The sequence below is a fragment of the Pseudomonas paraveronii genome (assembly GCF_963681955.1).
Lineage (GTDB): Bacteria > Pseudomonadota > Gammaproteobacteria > Pseudomonadales > Pseudomonadaceae > Aquipseudomonas > Aquipseudomonas paraveronii.
In genome coordinates, this window is sequence record NZ_OY817130.1 from 1,617,792 (window position 1) to 1,635,312 (window position 17,521).

The window sequence follows — 17,521 nt, forward strand, 5'->3', positions numbered from 1 at the left end:
CGTCATGACATTGGCTGCCTGGTTATAGAGTTTGCGCCTCATAAATCTCAGTGCATGTTTCGTATGCCTATCAATGAGTGACGGGTGGTTGTTGCGTGATAGGAAACGATCAGAATAAGCCGTTTGTGCGCCAATGACGTATAGGCGTGAGCATGATATTTATAGAGTCGATCGCATTTACAGAGGATTTGGCAGAGCTTCTAAGTGAAGAAAGCCACAGTGAATTCCAAGAGTTTCTGGCGGAAAATCCCACTGCCGGTGATGTTATTCAAGGGACCAATGGCCTGAGGAAGATCCGCTGGGCTTCGCAGGGTAAGGGGAAAAGTGGTGATGTCAGAGTGATCTACTACTACCTCTGTATGGCCTATCAAATTAGATTGATCCTGATCTATCGAAAGGGCGTCAAAGATGATCTTTCGTCGGCGGAAAAGAGAATCCTCAGCGAGATAAACCGAAGGTGGGAGTGATGGAGAAAAAATTGTTCAATCGTCTGGTAGAAAGCATGACCCAGATGGACGAGATTGTCCGGGGTGAACGCCCCCCATCCCGCGAATTTTTTGTTGATGCCCTGAAGATAAAAGAGATTCGACAAGCCACGGGGCTTTCGCAAGCGCGCTTTGCGAAGGCGATTGATGTGCCCGTGGGAACGCTTCAGAACTGGGAACAGGGGCGACGTGAACCTGAAGGACCGGCAAGGGCATTATTGCGTGCCCTCTACAATGATCCTGGTCACGTATTGGCGGCCCTGGAGCATAGATAACCGTCTGTGATGACCGTGTGGATTAAGCCGCGGAAGTTCTTTCGCGCAAGGCGCTAGGCTGATCTTCCCTGGCCGGGAAGGTCAGCCAAAGAATGAAACGCGCCTTAGAAGGACTGGGCCAACGTAAACGGAATACGCAACGCACCGATGGGGCCTTCACGTGTACCGCACATTTCATCGTGGACGCAGTGCTGCACCAGCACACAAGGAAACGCCGGAACCCGTTGCAACAGGTCGCGCAAATGCGTGGTGGAGCCGATGCGCATCGGCTTCGCATCCTCGTCCAGCAGCGTCATCGCCGTATGCTCGAGGCTGACGCGCGCGATGTAGAAACCGCCCTCCAGCGACAGCAGTTCCAACTCGCGTACTTCACCCTTCACGGCCAGTTCGGTCAGCATTTGCATATTCATGATTCACCCTCGCAGTGGGTCGTTCATTGGCGACGAAAGAACAGCGTGACCTGGCCCCATTCGACGCCAAACTTGGACATGCTCGAACGGTTGATCAACGTGTCTTCGTCCATCAAGTACATCCAATCGTCAAAACTGACTTCGTAAATCGAGCCATCCACCGCCAGGTTGAGGCGGTAGCGCCAACGCAATGCGTTGCCGGCGACCTCGCCAATCGCCTCGCCAACTACGTCCCCCGCGCGCCCGCGCCAGCGCCCGGGGCCATCCGGTGTCAACGTCCACACCCGCTGCTGGCGCGTGCCGTCGCTGTAGAGAAAACGCTCGTCGAGAATCAAAGCATCGCCCTCGCGTCGGCTGGCGATATCCACCTCAAAGCGCTTGGCCACTTCCCCCGAACGCTTCTGGAATATGCCCCAGGCCTTGACGGGTTTGCTGAAGAAACGCTCCAGGTCCAACTGCGGTTGCTGGTCGGCGTAGTGGTCGACCTCGACGTTGCCGCAACTGCACAGGCTCAATACCAGAAACAGTGAAACCAGTAGGCGTGCCATGGATCGGCTCCTTGATCGTGTGGGGCGGAGTGTCGACGTTCAAGGGGTGATAGTTGTACATAAAAATATATTTGTACATGTTTTTAGTGGGCGCTATTTTGGAGATTGGAGAGGTGTGGAAGCGCTGAACCCAAATTTCACTCATAAAAAAACGGCCACTCAGGACCGGTTTTTTACATCCCCGTCAAAACCATCCTGACGCGAGACCTATATCTGAGCGGAGCGGGTGAAGGGAATCGAACTGGTCAGAAACAGCGTGGTCTCCCTGGTATCTGACCTTCTCGACATACACGTCACCATACACGCTGCTGATTGCTGGAAAATTCACATACAAACAGCAGTCGACGCTACTTGAAGCGGCTTTTAATTTGATCGACGACCCAGGACACAAAGCTTGCCAATGGCATATCTTCCCAGGCGCTATGCTGTTTTTTCTCTTCGGGGCTCACTGCATTGCTAGCTAAAACACTTCGTAGCATAACCATCAAAATGGTAGTTATCGAGATGATAAGCGTTCCACCAAGCACGAGAATGTGCCAATCCATCGTTTTTACCATCAAGACGGGAGCGCTCTTAAAGTACACCGCCTGTTTAAACAGGTCGCTAAGGCCTGTCATGAAGTTGGCGAGAATTGATACGAGTTTATAGACGACCCAAACGGTTATACCGATGACCAAATACTCCTTCAACAGCTTGCTGGTGAGGGAGTACGCGAGCCAGTTAAATCGTGGCTGATCTGGGGTAGGTCCGGAAGGCGGCGCTCCATTACTACCGCTGGGTAAAGGGGCAAGCCCATCCTGGGCCTCAGGTGGTGTGAACTGTTGAGATCCTGCAGCTGTACCTTCGTTTGAATCTTGAGTTGTAGACAATGGGGCTTTCCTATAGACCTAGGTTACGAAGCCGGTAGCCCATTGCTGCTTCAGAAACTGAAAATTGCTGGGCCAGAATACTGGTTTTTTGCGCAGGCGGTACCTGCTCGACAAGATGTTGAGCTACGTGTGCAGGCATCAACAATTGCGCGGCAAAACGATTGGCATCTACCTCTCGAGTATCAACGACGGCGTAAGGATCGCTTGGATCTCGATGTGCTAACTCTCCAGGTTGCACATGCCCCAAAATCCAGTGGGCAATTTCATGTGCGACTGTGAAACGCTGGCGAGCTGGCGGGTCGTATGCATTCACCTTGATCAAGGGGCCATAGCTGTCGTATTCGAATGAACCGCTTATTCCTTCGCGATCCAAACTTGAGTCAAAGACAACCCTCGCTCCCATTTTTTGAGCAAGCTGAACGGGGTCAATCGGGAGGTAACCGTCCCAGAGCTCCCTGAGCACCTGAGAGGCCTTGGCGAAAGCCATGTCATTATTCATAAACATATGCGGCGCCCTCCTTTGGTTTCGGGCTGAGAGTGGTATTTTTTGACTGTATATGATCCCACATCGACCCCTATCATTCCATAACTCGCGAAAAGGGGGGCAAACTGACTTTGTAACTTAAGGCTAGAAACGCCAATTTCAATCCCTGCCATACAAGGGAGCGCTATGGTTGAGCAACAGGCGTGGGTTGACGTGCCTCATCTTTCTTTCTAGAGATCCATTGACCATCATTGGGTTTACCGCCGTCCTTCTTCAAGGTCTCTGATTGCCTTGACTGAAACCCCGGACCGGAATGAGAGTGCCTCTACTGACCAGTTCAGCATGGCGCGGGCGGCGGCGCAGTGGACTGCCCGAAAGGACGGCGGCAGGTCATCCATGAATGGGGCAGGTCCGCATTCGACTCCCGCCTCCTTTAACGCTCTGATCTGTTCAAGGTTGATAATTTTCGCCGTCATCACACAATCTCCCGAGTGCTGTTTATTTATACAGTAAAACACGCGAACGGGAACGATTCTAGAGCCCCACGTTGAAACCGGAGGTGTCACGGTGGTGTAGAAAATGGAGGGGCGGACGTGATGCTGCGGTGGTCGGCCTGCAGGACGCGGGGGATATTTCAGGAGGAGGAGTGTTTAGGTTCGGGTGTCTGTTCAGTTCATACGGAGTCTGCGAAAAACTACAAACAGACACCTTAACAGACACCAAGTTGAAGCGAGGAAGGCTGGAAGCCTTGAAAATAGTGGAGCGGGTGAAGGGAATCGAACCCTCGTTATCAGCTTGGGAAGCTGGAGTAATGCCATTATACGACACCCGCTCAGAGCGGCTGACTTTGTACCAGATGTGCGCCGGGATTTGAAGTTTTTCTTCGAAAAATGTGCAGGTTGCGTGTGTTTGCGTAGGCAACGCGCCGACCGACTGTAGGAGCGGGCATGCTCGCTCCTGCAGTCGGTTGTGTTTCAGAGTGCAAAGGCATGCTGCGTCTGGCCCTGGCGATAGCGCAATCGGCTGGTCTGCCGCGCAGGCTTCAGAAAGCCCACCACGGCGTCCCGGCTGTCGCGGCAGGCGGCTTTGTGTTCCATGTCCAGAAAATGCCCGGTCGCCTGGATTGTGCTGAAGCTGCTGTTCGCCACGTATTGCCCGAACAACTGGGCATCCTCGGCGCTGGTGTATTCGTCCCATTCGCCGTTCAAAAACAGCACCGGCACGCTGATCTGGCGCGCGGCCTTGAGGTAGCACAGCCGGTCGCTGTTGAGGACGTGGCTGATGTGGAAGTGCATCTGCCCGTACTCGTGCTCGGCCAGGCTGCTGACGTGGCGGTAGTTGAAGCGCTTGAACAGCGACGGCAGGTGTTTGCCGATGGTGCTGTTGACGAGGTGGCCGACGCGGTCGCGGTCGAGCTTGCCGAGGTAGTCGACGCCGCGTTCGAGGTAGTCGCGCATGGGCGCGTTGATCACCGGCGAGAACGAGCTGATCACGGCCTTTTCCACGCGGCGCGGGCGCTGGGCGAGGGCGACGAGGGTGGCGGCGCCGCCCCAGGAGAACGACAGCACGTGTTCGGCGGCGAAGTGGTCGATGAGTTCCAGGAGGATCTGGCCTTCGACTTCCTTCGTCAGCATTTGCTCATGGCGGTTATGGATTTTGGAGCGACCGGCGTAGGGCTGGTCGTACAAAACCACATTGAACTGCGGGTACAGGCTTTTCACGGTTTGGGCGAAGGACGCCGTGGTGGCCATGGAGCCGTTGACCAGGATGATGGTCTTTTCGGCCGCGTCCGCGCGATAGAACTCCGTGTAAACCCGATACTGACCCTGTATATCCAACACAGCGATTTCTGGCCTCATGTCGTAAGACTCCTGGCAAGCGGGTAGTGCGCGCAGATCACTCTGCACGAGCTTTATGACAGGTAGGCATACGCCTGGAAGATGAGTGCCCATGTCGCGCCGATGACGGCTGGCCGACGGGTGTTACCAGGGCGGGCTATTTGCCGGGGAGGCCCGTGGATCAAGCGCGGGCGGGGCAAGGTGTTTCTTGGAGGTTATAGATGACTCGCCAGTCATAATGGGGCTGACGGTTTGATTCAAGCAGCACAGGCGCCAGCCTGCAAGGCGCCAAACGGGTTTTTAGCCATCCCCGGCCGAACGGTCATCAGACCAACGAAATTTCATCGGCGCTCAACGCTCGATACTCGCCGGGCGCCAGCGCGTCATCCAACGCCAGCGGCCCCATGCGTTCCCGATGCAAGCGCAGCACCTTGTTGTCGAAGTGCCCGAACATGCGCTTCACCTGGTGATAGCGACCTTCGATGATGCCCAAGCGGGCCAGGCGCGGTGCCAACAGTTCCAGCTCGGCCGGTTGAGTCGTCAGGTCTTCAAACGCGAAATACACCCCCGCCGCGAAGGTGGCGGCGTATTCCGGACCGATCTCCTGCTCGGTCTCCACACGGTAGACCTTGGGCAGTTTGGTCGTCGGTTGCGTCAGGCGCCGCGACCATTGGCCGTCGTTGGTGATCAACATCAGCCCGGTGGTGTTGAAGTCCAGGCGACCGGCGATATGCAGCTCGTCCTTGTCCGGTTCATCCAGCCAATCCAGCACCGTCGGGTGCTGTGGGTCGCAGGTGGCGCTGACGCAGCCCTGGGGTTTGTGCAGCATGAAATAGCGCGCCGGTTTACCCGCCTGCAGCACTTCATCGTCCACGCACACCCGGCTGAATTCGCGCACCTCGTGGTGAGGATCGCTGACGGGGACGCCGTCGACGCTCACCCGCCGTTCCACCAACAACAGGCGGACTTGCTGGCGATTGAAACGCGGCAGGTTGCTGAGGAATCGATCAACCCGCATTACAACGGCTCAGCCCCACGCAACTGCGCGTCCACCTGGGCACAGCGCGGGCACAGGCAGGCCTGGTTGCGTAATGCATCGGGCAGGGCTTCGAGCACCGCCGGGTCGATGGTGACGCTGTAGCACCAGCAGGCCTGGTCGGCGGTACGTGGGTCGGCCAGGGTGCAGTCGTTGCGGACGCCGCAGGCGGGGCAGAGGGTGGCTGTGGTCATTGCTCGGTTCAGGCTGGATCGGGCAGGGCGCCGAAGGTCCCTGCACGATACAGCGCCGCTCAGTCGCGTTCCAGCACCACGACCCGCTGGCCGGCGCCAATCGCGCTGCCGGGCTGCACCGGGATTTCCCGCACCACGCCGGCAAACGGCGCCAGCAGTGGAATCTCCATTTTCATCGACTCCAGCACCACCAACACATCGCCGGCCGCGGCACGTTCACCCGCAGCTACCTGGACCTGCCAGAGATTGCCCGCGATATGGCTGTCGATGCTGTACTCATTGGCCTTCAGCGGCGTGTCCTGCCCCAGCGGCGCTGGCGGTTCCTCGCTGTCGAAGTGCGCCTGGCCGCTGGCGATCCAGCGTTCGCGCTCGGCATTGAACGCCTGTTGCTGGTGCTCCCGAAACGCCTCGATACCGGTGGCTTCACGCGCCAGAAAATCCTGGTAGTCCGCCAGGTTCAACACGCTGTCCTCGATGTGCAACGCAAAGCGCCCCAGCGGAAAATCCCGACGAATCTTTACCAGCTCTTCGGCACTCACCGGGTAGAAGCGGATCTGGTCGAAAAACCGCAGCAGCCACGGCTTGCCGTCGAAGGCCGCGACTTCCCGGTAGCGGTTCCACATCTGCAACGTGCGCCCGACAAACTGATAACCGCCGGGGCCTTCCATGCCGTACACGCACAAATACGCGCCGCCGATGCCCACCGAATTCTCGGCGGTCCAGGTGCGGGCCGGGTTGTATTTGGTGGTCACCAGCCGATGACGCGGGTCCAGCGGTGTGGCCACCGGGGCGCCGAGGTAGACGTCGCCCAGGCCCATCACCAGATAGCTCGCCTCGAACACGCAGTGGCGCACCGCGTCGACGTTGGTCAGGTCGTTGATGCGGCGGATGAACTCCAGGTTGCTCGGGCACCACGGCGCGTCCTTGCGCACGGTGGTCATGTATTTTTCGATGGCCAGTTGGCACGCCGGGTCATCCCAGGACAGCGGCAAGTGGACGATGCGCGAAGGCACTTGCAGGTTGGGCGTGGCGCATACGGCCGTCCATTCGCCGCTGATCAGCGCCAGCAGGTCGGCCAGGGGCAATTGTTCCGGCTGGTAGTGGACCTGCAACGAGCGGATGCCCGGCGTCAGGTCGATCACGCCATGCAGTGCGCGGGTTTCGAGGGCCTGCATCAGCGCGTGGGCGCGAAAACGCAGCACCAGGTCGAGCTCGGGCGCGCCGATTTCCAGCAGCAGGTGGGTGTCGCCGGCCAATCGGGCAACCAGACGCGTATCTTCCTGGCCGATATCCAACACCACAGGCGACGCCGGCCAATGTGGGAGCGGGCTTGCTCGCGATGGCATCGCTTCGGTGTTGCTGTGAGACCGCGTCGTTTGCATCGCGGGCAAGCCTGGCTCCGGCATTTGATCCCATTTCAGCGCGAGATCGCGGGCGGTCTTGAGGTCCACCGGTTCGAAGCGCAGTTTGTCGCCGGCCTTGAGTTGTCCGAGTTGCCACAGGTCGGCTTCGATCACCGTCACCGGGCACACGAACCCACCCAGGCTCGGCCCGTCCGGCCCGAGGATCACCGGCATGTCTCCAGTAAAATCTACCGCGCCGATTGCATAGGGGTTGTCGTGGATATTCGACGGATGCAGCCCGGCTTCGCCGCCATCGGTGCGCGCCCACATCGGCTTGGGGCCGATCAAGCGCACGCCGGTGCGGCTGGAGTTGAAATGCACTTCCCACTGCGTGGCGAAGAACGTGTCGATGTACTCCGGCTGGAAGTATTCCGGCGCGCCGTGGGGGCCATAAATCACCCGCAGCGTGCGCACCTGCGCCAGCGGTTCAGCGAGCAACTGCTGGCCCGCGTTGACGTCGACCAGCGGCAACAGATGCAGCACGTCGCCCGCGCGCAAAGCCCGCCCGCCGTGCCCGCCGAACTGGCCCAGGGTGAAGGTGCTTTGGCTGCCCAGATAGTCCGGCACTTGCAGCCCGCCGCGCAGGCACAGGTAACTGCGCGCGCCGGCCCCGGCGAGGGCGCCGAGGCTCAGCACCGCCCCGGCTTCGATCAGCAGCGCGGTGTTCATCGGCACGGGTTGATCGTTGAGCAGCAGCGCAATATCCGCGCCCGTCACCGCCACCACGGCGGCGCAATTGAAGCGCAACAGCGGCCCGCTCATGGTGATTTCCAACGCGGCGGCGCCTTCGCGATTGCCCAGCAGACGATTGCCCAGGCGCAGTGCGCGGCTGTCCATCGGCCCGGAAGGCGGTACGCCCACGGCCCAATAACCGAGGCGTCCGGGATAGTCCTGCACGCTGGTTTGCGTGCCCGCGCTGAGCACTTCGAACGTGTGGGCGACGTAGACCAGATCTTCCAGGCAGCGCGTCCACGGATGGCCACCGGCAAAGGGCGCGGCCAGCAGGATCTGGCGCAGGTAATCGCGGTTGGTTTCCACGCCGTAGAGCTGGCTGTCGCTCAGGGCGCGATGCAAATCCAGGCGCGCCTGTTCGCGGCTGGGCGCCCAGGTGATGAGCTTGGCGATCAGCGGGTCGAAGTACGGCGGGATCTCGCAACCGGCCTCGACCCACGTGTCGATGCGCAAGCCCTCGGCCAGTGGAAAGTCCACGTGGGTCAACAGGCCCGGGCTCGGCTGGAAATCGCGGCCAGGGTCTTCGGCATACAAGCGTGCCTGGATCGCATGGCCCTGGGGCTGCAAAGCCAGTTCACTCAACGGCGGCATTTCTCCCGCCGCCAGTTGCACCATCCAGCGCACCAGGTCCACGCCCCACACCTGTTCGGTGACGCCGTGTTCCACCTGCAACCGCGTGTTCACTTCCAGGAAGTAGAAGCGACTGTCTGCGCTATCGAAGATGAATTCCACGGTGCCGGCGCTGCGGTAATTGACCGCCTTGGCCAGGGTGATGGCGGCCGCGCACAGGGCCTCGGCCATGCCTTCCGGCAGGTTCGGCGCAGGGGTTTCTTCGAGGACTTTCTGGTTGCGCCGCTGCACCGAACAGTCGCGCACGCCAAGGGCGATCACCGCGCCCGCGCCGTCGCCGAACACCTGCACCTCCAGGTGGCGAGCGTGCTCGATGTACTTCTCGATAAACACCCCGGCATCGCTGAAATTGTTCTGCCCCAGGCGTTTGACGGCCTCGAAGCACTCGTTCAACTCCGCGACGTTGCGGCACACGCGCATGCCGATGCCGCCACCGCCGGCGGTGCTCTTGAGCATCACCGGGTAGCCCACACGGTCGGCGGCGAACAAGGCGGCGTCGAGGCTGTCGAGCAGTTCGCTGCCTTCGAGCAAGGGAATCTGCTGTTGCTTGGCCAGCGCCCGGGCCGTGTGCTTGAGGCCGAATACGCGCAGTTGGTGCGGGGTCGGCCCGATGAAGGCGATGCCGGCGTTTTCGCACGCTTGCGCGAAGGCGGCGTTTTCCGAGAGAAAACCGTAGCCGGGATGAATCGCCGTGGCGCCGCTGGCCTTGGCGATGGCGAGGATTTTGTCCACCGCCAGGTAGGTGCCGGCCGCCGCGCCTTCACCGAGGCTGTAGGCTTCGTCGGCGTGTTGGATGTGCAGGCTGGCCGCATCGGCTTCGGCGTACACGGCGACGCCCTTGACGTGCAGTTTGCGCAAGGTTCGCAGGATGCGGCAGGCGATGGCGCCACGGTTGGCAATCAGCAGTTTTTCGAACATGGGCAAAACCCTGCGGGCCGTCCCGCAAAGTGAAGGAGCACTACGGTCGTCCGCAGTGCATGTCGTGAGTGTGGGAGGGGGGCTCCCGATGGTGGTGAGCCAGTGGGTGCGTGTTTGGCTGACTTGCCGCCATCGGGGGCAAGCCCCCTCCCACAGGGTTCAGCGGTTTTGAAGACACTGCCCGGCTCGGGCCTGGCAGAGTGCAAATAACCAACTGCGCAAGCGCTTGAGTGTCAGTTCCATACGAGTAACTCCGCCGGGGTCGGGTTGTAGGCGTTGCACGGGTTGTTCAATTGCGGGCAGTTGGAGATCAGCACGATCACGTCCATCTCGGCGCGCAGGTCGACGTACTTGCCGGGGGCGGAAATGCCGTCTTCGAAGGTCAGCCCGCCGTCGGCCGTGACCGGCACATTCATGAAGAAATTGATGTTCGGCCCGATGTCGCGTTTGCCCAGGCGACCGTCGTGGGCGCAGGCCCGCAGGTAGTTGTCGCGGCAGCTGTGCATGTAGCGTTTTTCCAGGGCGTAGCGCACGGTGTTGCTCTCTTGGGCGCAGGCGCCGCCGAGGGTGTCGTGGCGCCCGCAGGTGTCTGCGACGAGGGTCAGCATCGGCTGGCCGAGGTTGGAATACAGCACGCTGCCGGTGCCCAGGTACACGTTGTTCTGGCGGCGCAACGTGCGTTGCACGTCGTAGCGCTCGCGCGGGTTTTTTGCGCTGTAGAACAGCGTATCGACTGCCTGGTTGCCCTCCAGATCAAGGATGCGCAGGGTCTGTCCGGCCTTGACCTCCATCAGCCATGGCTCGCCAGCGGGAATGGTGGCGCGGTACACCGCCGTGTCGGGTTGTTTCAGTGCGATAGACATGGCAGTTCCTCAGGCGAACAGACGGTCGGTGTTGATGAAGCCGCGCGCGTTTTCCGGGCGCGAGGTGCGGCAGTGTTCGGCGACGCTTGGGTCGGCGTTCATCCAGCTCAGTTTCAGCGGTTGTGGGGCGTATGCGGGGTTGGGGTCCATCGGGTGTTGCAGGGCGGTGAGCACCACCAGGGTGTCCATCGGCGCGTAGAGTTCGATGTAGTCGCCAGCCTTGGAGTTGCCCGGCACGAAGTGCAGGCCGCCGTCGTCGTCCGCGCTGACTTTGCTGAACAGGTTGAGGGTCATCAGCAGGTCGGACAGGCCCAGGCCCCACTTGCCCAATTCCACCAGCAGGTTGTCGGTGCCGTTGCGGTAGAAGCCGTTGCGCAGTTCCTGGTAGCGGCCCTGGCCGTACTTCTCGGCCACCTCGGTCGCGCACAGCACGCCGCCGATGCTGTCACTCCAACCGCAGGTGTCGGCGGTAATCGCCGCCAGCACGCGGCCCATGTCCGAGTACAGGCAATGGCCGCGGGTGAGCTTGGCGGTGTGTTGGCATTTGAGGCTGTCGGGCAGGTTCAGGCGTTCGGTTTTTTCGTTGGCGTTGAGCAGGGTCAGGCTGACGTTGGCGCCGCCGCGAATATCGGTGAGGCGCAGCAGTTGGCCGCGCTTGAGCACGAAGGAACGGTGGCCGCCGCCGGGCAGCATTTCTTCGGCGAACGGCGGGAACAGTTGAGTCGAATCGGTCATTGGGAAGTCGCTCCAAGTTCGGCAGCGAACGCCTTGCGCCGCTCGCTGTTCAAAGGGATGTCGTAGGTGATACGCGCGCCATAGGCGCCGGGGGCGTGGGGGTCGACGCGGACTTTGTCGAACACCAGCAGGCGCGTGCCGAGGCTGAAGCCTTCGCTGAGGTCGTGGGTGACCATGAACACCGTCAGCCGGGTTTCGCGCCACAGTTCCAGCAGTAGCTGGTGCATGTCTTTGCGAATGCCGGGGTCGAGGGCGCCGAAGGGTTCGTCCAGCAGCAATATGCGCGGTTTCATGATCAAGGCCTGGGCGATGGCCAGGCGTTGTTGCATGCCGCCGGAGAGCTGCGCCGGGTACTTGTCGAGGGCGTGGCCGAGGCCGACTGTGTGCAGCAGCGCGGCGGCCTGTTCGCGGGCGGCTTTTTTGGCTTTGCCGAACAGCCGTCCGAGCAACGGCGCGCGCGGCAGCTCGAGGCCGAGGGTGACGTTGTCGAGCACGCTCAGGTGCGGGAACACCGAGTAGCGCTGGAACACCACGCCACGGCTGGCATCCGGTTCGCTGGCGAGCGGTTGGCCGTCCAGCAGGATGTGGCCCTTGCTCGCGGTTTCCTGGCCCAGCAGCAGGCGCAGAAACGTCGATTTGCCACAGCCCGAGGTGCCGACCAGGGTGCAAAATTCGCCCTCGGCGACCTGCAGATTCAAACCCTCCAGCACCACCTGATCGCCATAGCGCTGCCACACGTTGTTGACGCTGATAAAGCTCATGCCCGCGCTCCTTCGTACCAGGGGAACGCGCGCCGGGTCAGGGCCTTGAGGCCCCAGTCCATCAGCCAGGCGAGCAGGGTGATCCACACCACGTAGGGCAAGATCACGTCCATCGCCAGGTAGCGGCGCACCAGGAAGATCCGGTAGCCCAGGCCGTCGGTGGAGGCGATGGCTTCGGCGGCGATCAGGAACAACCACGCCGAGCCCAGCATCAGCCGCAGCGAGATCAGCAGGCGCGGCAGCAATTGCGGCAACACCACGCGCAGCATCAGGGTCCAGGTCGAGGCGCCGAGGGTCTGTGCCTTCACCAGCAACTCCAGCGGAATCTCGCGTGCGCGCTGTTCCAGGTCGCGGGCCAGGCACGGGGTGACGCCGATGACGATGAGCATCACCTTGGACAATTCCCCCAGGCCAAACACGATGAACAGGATCGGCAGGATCGCCAGCGGCGGCACCATCGACAGTACCGTCAGCAACGGCGACAACGGCGCGCCGAACAATGGCAACGTCCCGGCGGCGATGCCCAGGCACAGGCCGGCGAGGGCACTGATGCCCAGGCCGAGCGCGAGGCGGCGCAGGCTCGACGCGCTGTCCTGCCACAGCACGTATTCGCCGGTGCGGCTGTCGGCGCTGAATGCCAGGCGCTTGACCGCCTCGAGCATTTGCCCGGCGCTGGGCAGCAGTTTGTCGTTGGGGTTATCCGCCAGGCGCTCGGCCGAGCCCACGAAGTAGGCGAACAGCAGCAGGGCGAACGGCAGCAGCACCAACAACAGGCGGCTGGAGCGGTCCGGGTGACGGTTGATCAGGCGCATGGCCGGGTCCTCTTACAACGTGCCGTCGGCGGCCATCTGCACGTAGCGGGGGTCGAACTGCAGCTTGAGGTTGGCCTTGTCGCCGCTGGTCACGCCGTTGGCGAAGCTCATGCCCACGGCGCTGGTGTCCTTGGCCCCTTCGCCGAGCAGGCCGTGTTCAAACGAGAACTCGGCGACCTTGCGCATGGTCGCGGGCAACTGCGCGCTGGTGGCGAAGGCCAGGGCTTCCTTGGGCGTGGCGAACAACTTGGTGGTGTCCAGTTGCGACTGGAAGCCCTTGAGGTCGGTGCCCGAGGCCTTGGCCATGTGTTCCAGGGCTTCGCTGCTGGCGGCGCCTTTGGCGTTCATCAGCGCGACCACTTCGAACCAGGCGCCGGTGAGGGCTTTGCCCAGGGCCGGGTTGTCTTTGAGGGTCTGGGTGTTGACCACCATCATGTCCATGATTTCGCCGGGCACTTTGCTGGAGTCGAACACTTGGGTGACGCCGGGTTTGGCGTTGATCGCGGAGAGCATCGGGTTCCAGGTCGTCACCGCTTGCACCTGGTCGGTGTTGAAGGCTGCGGCGATGTCGGCGTCGGAGGTGTTGACCACTTTCAGGTCTTTTTCGCTGAGGTCCGCCGACTCCAGCGCACGGGCCAGCAGGTAGTGCGACACCGAGAGTTCCACCAGGTTGACGTTCATGCCCTTGAGGTCGGCCACGGTCTTGCCGCTGCCTTTGAGCACTACGCCGTCGTTGCCGTTGGAGAAGTCGCTGACGATCAGTGCGGTGCTGTCGACGCCACCGGCGGCGGGGATGGTCAGGGCGTCCATGTTGGTCATGGTGCAGCCGTCGAACTGGCCGGCGGTGTACTGGTTGATCGACTCGACGTAGTCATTGAGCTGCACCACGTCGATGCTGATGCCGTACTTCTTGGCCCACTTGTCGAGGATGCCTTGGCTGCCGGCGTACTCCCATGGCATCCAGCCGGCATAGATCGTCCAGCACACGCTGAAGTGGTCTTTGACGGCGGCTTGGGTCTGGACGCTCAGTAGAGCGGCAAAGGCGGCGGCGAGCAGGGCGGGTAAACGGATTGCGGGCATGGGGCTTCTCCAGTTGATCGAGGGCGAGCAGGAGCAACGCGGCACCGTGAACGGTGGCTTGTCTCCCGGGCTTTTATCCCGCCGTGTAACCTCAACTGGAGGTCGCCAACTCTCGGACCAGCCACTCGCGTTTCGCGAGCCGGAACCCTAGTCGGCCATTGCAAATTGTGGTGCCGCGAACCTGTGATGAATCCTGCACGCAAGAGGCAAAGCGAGAGTCGTGCCAAGTAGGACGCGGGCGTGTAGATCGCGGGTTTGCGCGAAACGCCCCACGCCTGAGTGCGGGCGGGTGCGTTGCACTGGTGCGTCGCCGCACTGCAATGAGGCGCTTGGTTTGTCCGAAACAGATGTTTCAGTCTGTGTCGAAATCGCACCAGTTTCGCTTTTTGATGTCAGATGTTTCGTCATTCAGCAAAAGCTGAATGCCGCCCCCCAGCGTCGCTGGCGGTGCTCTTTCGCGGTCCAGGAGGCCGCCATGTATCGACGACTGTTTCTTATTGCTGTGCTCGGTCTGACCCTTTCTGCGTGCGTGCCCTATTACGATGGAGGCCAAAGTTATTACCGTTCCGAGGTCTATACCGCGCCCGCGCCGGTGTATTACTACGGCGGCGGCCCGGCGTATCAATATCGGCGTGACTATTACCCGGCCCCGCGTTACTACGCGCCGGCGCCGCGTTATTACCAGCCAGCACCGCGTTACTATCCAGGGCCCCGCATGGGTTACCGGCCTTATCCAAACCAGGGCTGGGGTGATCGCTGGGGCAATGGCGGGCGTGGTCGCGGTGGCGATCATGGCGGAGGCCGCGGTGGCCATCGTTGACAGGGCTTGAAGGTAAGCGGCGCAGGAAGCGCCGCTTTTTCGTAGCGTTTAGCGCTACTGTCAGATTTAACAGCTATTGTTTGGGGTTCTTGTGTATTTAACTGGGGGAGGCCGTTGCGCCTTTTCGATTGCCCAGTGAGCGAATGGAGCCCAGATGATCAGACAATTGGCGTGCGTTTTACTCCTGATGGTCGGTGGTGTTGCACACGTGCAAGCGGAGCAAGGCTGCCCTTATCCCTCGGCAATCAAATATGTCGACGGCTATTTCCAGGCGACGGCTGGAACACTGGTGTGGCAAAGCCCGAAGATCGGTCATCGGGCGTTTGTCGACCAGTTTATTGGCGCCATTTTTACCCCGGGCAGGGAGCAGGACCGGGACGGCGGCTATATCGACAAGTGCAGCTACCTCACCAACGAAGGGCAGAGGGTGGACTTGCGATACGGCAGATCGGGGGAGGTGGAGACGATGTCGCTGACCGGTACGTTGCATTGGCGCCTTGCCAACGACCCCTTCGACCTGCCGGTGTATATCTGCCAGGACAGTCAGCCGGACAATTGTTCATTCAGCGTTAAAAAGCCAAAAACCTGACTGTCAAAAGTAGGAGAAATCCGCAAGCGGATGGCGGCCTTCCCAGGCTTTGGTGAAGTGGGCCTGCACCACGGCCTGCGGAATGGCATTGATATCCGGCCAATGCCAATGAGGCTTCTGGTCTTTGTCGATCAACCGCGCGCGGACCCCTTCGCTGAATTCCGGGTGGCGGCAGCAATTCAGGCTCAGGGTGTAGTCCATCTGGAACACCTCGGCCAGCGACAGGTGACGGACGCGCTGCTGTTGTTCCCACACCAGGTGCGCGGTCAGCGGGCAGCCTTCGCTGAGGGTCGTGCCGGCGCGGCTGAACAACGGGTCTGCATGGTCGCGCAACAGGCTCAAGGCACGCCAGGCACAGCGCACGTCACTGACATCCAGCCATTCATCGATCTGCGCTCGGCGTGGCAGCCATTGCGCCTCGGGTTGCTGGTCGATGGCTTCCTGGGCCAAGGCCTTGAGCAGGCTGTTGAGCTGCATCGCGCTCTGTTCCTGCCAGTTCAGTTGCAGCAGGCCTTCGAGCAGTTCGTCTTGCTGGTCCTCACGCAGGAAACGGTCGGCCAGGCCCAAATCCAGCGCGTCGCGGCCGTTGATGTGTGCGCCGGTCAGGCCGAGGAACATCCCCAGCTTGCCCGGCAGGCGCGACAGGAACCAACTGGCGCCCACGTCCGGGTACAGGCCGATGCTGATCTCGGGCATGGCCAAACGGCTGCTGGGGGTGACGATGCGCACCGAGGCGCTTTGCAGCAGGCCCATGCCGCCGCCCAGCACGTAGCCGTGGCCCCAGCAGATCAACGGTTTGGGGTAAGTGTGCAGGCGATAGTCGAGGCGATATTCCGCGGCAAAAAACTGCGCGGCCAGCTCCGGCACCACGCCGGGTTGTTCGCGACACGCCTGGGCCAGGCTGCGCACTTCGCCGCCGGCGCAGAACGCTTTGGGCCCATTGCCGCGCAATAGCACGCAGACGATGTTCGGGTCTTTGGCCCAGACGTCCAAGCGTTCGCTCAAGGCCAGGATCATCGGCAGGGAGAGGGCGTTGAGGGACTTTTCGGCGTCCAGGCTGGCGATGCCGATGCGCGCGCCGCCGCTGCCGGTCAGCTCTTCGAAGTGCAGGTTCATCGTGACCTCAATCGGGAAGGTGAACGTTGAGTATGATCCCTTCATGGGAAAGCGCCGGTTGTGTGTCAGATCAATTGACAAGCGGGGTCGGCTTTCCTAGGGTTCGCCTCATTCTTTTTTACAAGGCCAGTCAATCATGACCGAAGGCGACCGTATCAAACTCGAACCCAGCTGGAAACACGCCCTGCGCGATGAGTTCGAGCAGCCCTACATGGCCCAACTGCGTGAGTTCCTGCGCCAGGAACACGCGGCCGGCAAGGAGATCTACCCGCCTGGCCCGTTGATCTTCAACGCGCTCAATTCCACGCCGCTGGACAAGGTCAAGGTGGTGATCCTCGGCCAGGACCCCTACCACGGCCCCGGCCAGGCCCACGGTTTGTGCTTCTCGGTGCAACCGGGCGTGCCGACGCCGCCGTCGCTGGTCAATATCTATAAAGAGCTCAAGCGCGACCTGAACATCGACATCCCCAATCATGGCTGCCTGCAGAGCTGGGCCGACCAGGGCGTGTTGCTGCTCAACACCACCATGACCGTGGAGCGCGCCAACGCCAACGCCCATGCGGGCAAGGGCTGGCAGTTCTTTACCGACCGGATTATCGAAGTCGTCAGCGAACACCAGCCGCATCTGGTGTTCCTGTTGTGGGGCGCCCATGCGCAGAGCAAGCAGAAGCTGATCGATGCGACCAAGCACCTGGTGCTGACGTCGGTCCACCCGTCGCCGTTGTCGGCGTATCGGGGGTTTCTGGGCTGCGGGCATTTCAGCCGCACCAACAAGTTTCTTGAGCAGAATGGCGAGACGCCTATCGAGTGGCGGCTGCCGCCGCTCTAATCATTAGGGCAACCTGTTACTTTCGACAGTATCCAGAGGGTGTTTTTGCGCATTAAATGATCCACCTGGCTTTGTCGGTTGGGTGCGCTCCAGT

Annotated in this window: 19 protein-coding genes, 1 tRNA gene and 1 riboswitch; of the genes, 5 read left to right on the forward strand and 15 right to left on the reverse strand. The window is 61.1% G+C overall.

All coding sequences use genetic code 11. From position 1 onward, the window contains the following. The first annotated feature begins 152 nt into the window (after window positions 1-152). Both U5A08_RS07210 and U5A08_RS07215 read left to right on the forward strand, forming a co-directional pair. Window positions 153-467, forward strand: coding sequence for a hypothetical protein (locus tag U5A08_RS07210; protein WP_321852184.1), 315 nt, complete (start codon window positions 153-155; stop codon window positions 465-467). Beyond that, window positions 467-760: a helix-turn-helix domain-containing protein gene (locus tag U5A08_RS07215; RefSeq protein WP_253393945.1), complete on the forward strand. Its 294-nt coding sequence runs from the start codon at window positions 467-469 to the stop codon at window positions 758-760. The genes U5A08_RS07210 and U5A08_RS07215 overlap by 1 nt, the downstream gene beginning before the upstream one ends. A 104-nt stretch (window positions 761-864) precedes the next feature. On the opposite strand, the gene U5A08_RS07220 is transcribed toward U5A08_RS07215, so the two are convergent. The 14 genes from U5A08_RS07220 to U5A08_RS07285 form a co-directional block, all read right to left on the reverse strand. Then, the gene (locus tag U5A08_RS07220; RefSeq protein WP_253393947.1) at window positions 865-1,170 is read right to left on the reverse strand and encodes a DUF6482 family protein; all 306 of its coding nucleotides are present in this window, start codon (window positions 1,168-1,170) and stop codon (window positions 865-867) included. A 23-nt stretch (window positions 1,171-1,193) separates the two neighbouring features. After that, window positions 1,194-1,718, reverse strand: a complete 525-nt coding sequence (locus tag U5A08_RS07225) for a DUF3833 domain-containing protein (protein ID WP_253393949.1) — start codon at window positions 1,716-1,718, stop codon at window positions 1,194-1,196. A gap of 347 nt (window positions 1,719-2,065) precedes the next feature. Further along, the gene (locus U5A08_RS07230) at window positions 2,066-2,587 is read right to left on the reverse strand and encodes a hypothetical protein (protein ID WP_321850975.1); all 522 of its coding nucleotides are present in this window, start codon (window positions 2,585-2,587) and stop codon (window positions 2,066-2,068) included. Window positions 2,588-2,597: 10 nt separating this feature from the next. Next, window positions 2,598-3,092: an ImmA/IrrE family metallo-endopeptidase gene (locus U5A08_RS07235; RefSeq protein ID WP_253393954.1), complete on the reverse strand. Its 495-nt coding sequence runs from the start codon at window positions 3,090-3,092 to the stop codon at window positions 2,598-2,600. A 737-nt stretch (window positions 3,093-3,829) separates the two neighbouring features. After that, window positions 3,830-3,903: transfer RNA gene (locus tag U5A08_RS07240), tRNA-Gly, on the reverse strand. Window positions 3,904-4,045: 142 nt separating this feature from the next. Next, window positions 4,046-4,930 (reverse strand): alpha/beta fold hydrolase, encoded by an 885-nt coding sequence (locus U5A08_RS07245; protein ID WP_321850977.1) that lies wholly within the window; start codon window positions 4,928-4,930, stop codon window positions 4,046-4,048. A 304-nt stretch (window positions 4,931-5,234) separates the two neighbouring features. Beyond that, a complete protein-coding gene (locus U5A08_RS07250) occupies window positions 5,235-5,927 on the reverse strand; it encodes a pseudouridine synthase (protein WP_321850979.1) in 693 nt (230 codons plus the stop codon). Continuing rightward, window positions 5,927-6,139 (reverse strand): cysteine-rich CWC family protein, encoded by a 213-nt coding sequence (locus tag U5A08_RS07255; protein ID WP_321850980.1) that lies wholly within the window; start codon window positions 6,137-6,139, stop codon window positions 5,927-5,929. The genes U5A08_RS07250 and U5A08_RS07255 overlap by 1 nt, the downstream gene beginning before the upstream one ends. Window positions 6,140-6,198: 59 nt before the next feature. Then, window positions 6,199-9,822, reverse strand: coding sequence for an urea carboxylase (gene uca, locus U5A08_RS07260; RefSeq protein WP_321850982.1), 3,624 nt, complete (start codon window positions 9,820-9,822; stop codon window positions 6,199-6,201). 233 nt (window positions 9,823-10,055) lie between these two features. Continuing rightward, window positions 10,056-10,685, reverse strand: a complete 630-nt coding sequence (locus U5A08_RS07265) for an urea amidolyase associated protein UAAP2 (RefSeq protein WP_321850984.1) — start codon at window positions 10,683-10,685, stop codon at window positions 10,056-10,058. 9 nt (window positions 10,686-10,694) lie between these two features. After that, window positions 10,695-11,420 (reverse strand): urea amidolyase associated protein UAAP1, encoded by a 726-nt coding sequence (locus U5A08_RS07270; protein WP_321850986.1) that lies wholly within the window; start codon window positions 11,418-11,420, stop codon window positions 10,695-10,697. After that, entirely contained in the window at window positions 11,417-12,181 is a 765-nt protein-coding gene (locus U5A08_RS07275) for an ABC transporter ATP-binding protein (protein WP_321850988.1), read from the reverse strand. Before U5A08_RS07275 ends, U5A08_RS07270 begins: the two co-directional genes overlap by 4 nt. Further along, on the reverse strand, window positions 12,178-12,993 hold the full coding sequence (locus tag U5A08_RS07280; RefSeq protein ID WP_321850989.1) for an ABC transporter permease: 816 nt from the start codon (window positions 12,991-12,993) through the stop codon (window positions 12,178-12,180). Before U5A08_RS07280 ends, U5A08_RS07275 begins: the two co-directional genes overlap by 4 nt. A 12-nt stretch (window positions 12,994-13,005) precedes the next feature. Continuing rightward, window positions 13,006-14,073 carry a putative urea ABC transporter substrate-binding protein gene (locus tag U5A08_RS07285; protein WP_321850992.1) on the reverse strand — a complete coding sequence of 356 codons (1,068 nt, stop codon included), beginning with the start codon at window positions 14,071-14,073 and terminating at the stop codon, window positions 13,006-13,008. Between the two features lie 60 nt (window positions 14,074-14,133). Beyond that, a riboswitch (guanidine-I (ykkC/yxkD leader) is annotated at window positions 14,134-14,235 on the reverse strand. 313 nt (window positions 14,236-14,548) lie between these two features. Here U5A08_RS07285 and U5A08_RS07290 point away from each other — a divergent pair. Continuing rightward, a complete protein-coding gene (locus tag U5A08_RS07290) occupies window positions 14,549-14,893 on the forward strand; it encodes a hypothetical protein (RefSeq protein ID WP_253393972.1) in 345 nt (114 codons plus the stop codon). Between the two features lie 154 nt (window positions 14,894-15,047). Continuing rightward, window positions 15,048-15,482 (forward strand): DUF3757 domain-containing protein, encoded by a 435-nt coding sequence (locus U5A08_RS07295; RefSeq protein ID WP_253393974.1) that lies wholly within the window; start codon window positions 15,048-15,050, stop codon window positions 15,480-15,482. 3 nt (window positions 15,483-15,485) lie between these two features. Here the strand turns inward: U5A08_RS07295 and U5A08_RS07300 are convergent, their stop codons facing one another. Beyond that, window positions 15,486-16,598, reverse strand: coding sequence for an enoyl-CoA hydratase/isomerase DspII (locus tag U5A08_RS07300; protein WP_321850997.1), 1,113 nt, complete (start codon window positions 16,596-16,598; stop codon window positions 15,486-15,488). Between the two features lie 136 nt (window positions 16,599-16,734). Between U5A08_RS07300 and ung the strand changes: the two genes are divergently transcribed. Next, the gene (gene ung / locus U5A08_RS07305; RefSeq protein WP_253393978.1) at window positions 16,735-17,427 is read left to right on the forward strand and encodes a uracil-DNA glycosylase; all 693 of its coding nucleotides are present in this window, start codon (window positions 16,735-16,737) and stop codon (window positions 17,425-17,427) included. The last annotated feature ends 94 nt before the right edge of the window (window positions 17,428-17,521 follow it).

Coding starts and splice junctions, on each gene's coding strand:
- U5A08_RS07245 (WP_321850977.1), bottom strand. CDS start 4,930: ATGAGGCCAGAAATCGCTGTGTTGGATATACAGGGTCAGTATCGGGTT.
- U5A08_RS07235 (WP_253393954.1), bottom strand. CDS start 3,092: ATGTTTATGAATAATGACATGGCTTTCGCCAAGGCCTCTCAGGTGCTC.
- U5A08_RS07285 (WP_321850992.1), bottom strand. CDS start 14,073: ATGCCCGCAATCCGTTTACCCGCCCTGCTCGCCGCCGCCTTTGCCGCT.
- U5A08_RS07250 (WP_321850979.1), bottom strand. CDS start 5,927: ATGCGGGTTGATCGATTCCTCAGCAACCTGCCGCGTTTCAATCGCCAG.
- ung (WP_253393978.1), top strand. CDS start 16,735: ATGACCGAAGGCGACCGTATCAAACTCGAACCCAGCTGGAAACACGCC.
- U5A08_RS07280 (WP_321850989.1), bottom strand. CDS start 12,993: ATGCGCCTGATCAACCGTCACCCGGACCGCTCCAGCCGCCTGTTGTTG.
- U5A08_RS07225 (WP_253393949.1), bottom strand. CDS start 1,718: ATGGCACGCCTACTGGTTTCACTGTTTCTGGTATTGAGCCTGTGCAGT.
- U5A08_RS07270 (WP_321850986.1), bottom strand. CDS start 11,420: ATGACCGATTCGACTCAACTGTTCCCGCCGTTCGCCGAAGAAATGCTG.
- uca (WP_321850982.1), bottom strand. CDS start 9,822: ATGTTCGAAAAACTGCTGATTGCCAACCGTGGCGCCATCGCCTGCCGC.
- U5A08_RS07300 (WP_321850997.1), bottom strand. CDS start 16,598: ATGAACCTGCACTTCGAAGAGCTGACCGGCAGCGGCGGCGCGCGCATC.
- U5A08_RS07210 (WP_321852184.1), top strand. CDS start 153: ATGATATTTATAGAGTCGATCGCATTTACAGAGGATTTGGCAGAGCTT.
- U5A08_RS07255 (WP_321850980.1), bottom strand. CDS start 6,139: ATGACCACAGCCACCCTCTGCCCCGCCTGCGGCGTCCGCAACGACTGC.
- U5A08_RS07215 (WP_253393945.1), top strand. CDS start 467: ATGGAGAAAAAATTGTTCAATCGTCTGGTAGAAAGCATGACCCAGATG.
- U5A08_RS07295 (WP_253393974.1), top strand. CDS start 15,048: ATGATCAGACAATTGGCGTGCGTTTTACTCCTGATGGTCGGTGGTGTT.
- U5A08_RS07220 (WP_253393947.1), bottom strand. CDS start 1,170: ATGAATATGCAAATGCTGACCGAACTGGCCGTGAAGGGTGAAGTACGC.
- U5A08_RS07290 (WP_253393972.1), top strand. CDS start 14,549: ATGTATCGACGACTGTTTCTTATTGCTGTGCTCGGTCTGACCCTTTCT.
- U5A08_RS07265 (WP_321850984.1), bottom strand. CDS start 10,685: ATGTCTATCGCACTGAAACAACCCGACACGGCGGTGTACCGCGCCACC.
- U5A08_RS07275 (WP_321850988.1), bottom strand. CDS start 12,181: ATGAGCTTTATCAGCGTCAACAACGTGTGGCAGCGCTATGGCGATCAG.